The organism is Dapis hubbardiae BLCC-M172 (assembly GCF_050016015.1).
GTDB lineage: Bacteria > Cyanobacteriota > Cyanobacteriia > Cyanobacteriales > Microcoleaceae > Trichodesmium.
The window spans coordinates 1-1,238 of sequence record NZ_JBNHEQ010000299.1 but is presented as its reverse complement, the minus strand read 5'-3'; the positions used below and the strand labels follow the sequence as shown (position 1 = coordinate 1,238).

General features: G+C 44.3%; 1 protein-coding gene. It reads right to left on the bottom strand.

What is annotated here, in order from left to right; all coding sequences use genetic code 11:
• Positions 1-1,220, bottom strand: a 1,220-nt coding sequence (locus tag ACP6PK_RS28105) for a WD40 repeat domain-containing protein (protein ID WP_426564650.1), incomplete at its 3' end; no start/stop codon positions are given.
• Positions 1,221-1,238 lie beyond the last annotated feature (18 nt).

Sequence of the window (1,238 nt, the reverse complement as noted above, 5' to 3'; positions counted from 1 at the left end):
GGACTAAATGCTACACCATAGACCCAATTCTCATGGCCGGTTAAAGTCTGCAATAATTGCCCCTGACGGTTCCACAACTTCACTGTTTTGTCAGCACTAGCAGTGGCAATAGTCTCTCCATCCGGACTAAATACTACACCATAGACCGAATTCTTATGCCCTACCAGAGTCTGCAATAATTGCCCCTGAAGTTTCCATAACTTCACTGTTTTGTCAGAACTAGCAGTGGCAATAGTCTCTCCATCCGGACTAAATACTACACCATAGACCGAATTCTTATGCCCTACCAGAGTCTGCAATAATTGCCCCTGAAGTTTCCATAACTTCACTGTTTTGTCAGAACTAGCAGTGGCAATAGTCTCTCCATCCGGACTAAATACTACACCATAGACCGAATTCTTATGCCCTACCAGAGTCTGCAATAATTGCCCCTGAAGTTTCCATAACTTCACTGTTTTGTCAGAACTAGCAGTGGCAATAGTCTCTCCATCCGGACTAAATGCTACACCATAGACCCAATTCTCATGGCCGGTTAAAGTCTGCAATAATTGCCCCTGACGGTTCCACAACTTCACTGTTTTGTCAGCACTAGCAGTGGCAATAGTCTCTCCATCCGGACTAAATACTACACCATAGACCGAATTCTTGTGCCCTACCAGAGTCTGTAACAACTGCCTCTGTTGGTTCCATAATTTCACTGTCTTGTCACGACTAGCAGTAGCAATAGTCTCTCCATCCGGACTAAATACTACACCATAGACCCAATTCTCATGGCCGGTTAGAGTCTGCAATAATTGCCCCTGATGGTTCCACAATTTCACTGTTTTGTCAGCACTTGCAGTGGCAATCATCTGGCCATCAGGACTAAATGCTACATCGAAGACGGAATACTCATGGCCTACCAAAGTCTGCAACAACTCCCCCTGTTGGTTCCACAACTTCACTGTTTTATCTTCACTTGCAGAAGCAATAGTCTCTCCATCAGGACTAAATGCTACACCAAAGACCCAATTCTCATGGCCGGTTAGAGTCTGTAATAATTGCCCCTGATGGTTCCACAATTTTACTGTTTTGTCTTCACTTGCAGTGGCAATCATCTGGCCATCAGGACTAAATGCTAGACCATAGACCCTATCCTCATGCTCCTGAATGCGGTTAAGCTCTCGGTACTTTTGATCATCTGTATATATAGCTTGACTCAGAGCATCTGTTATTTCCATTTTACTATCTGCTTGAGG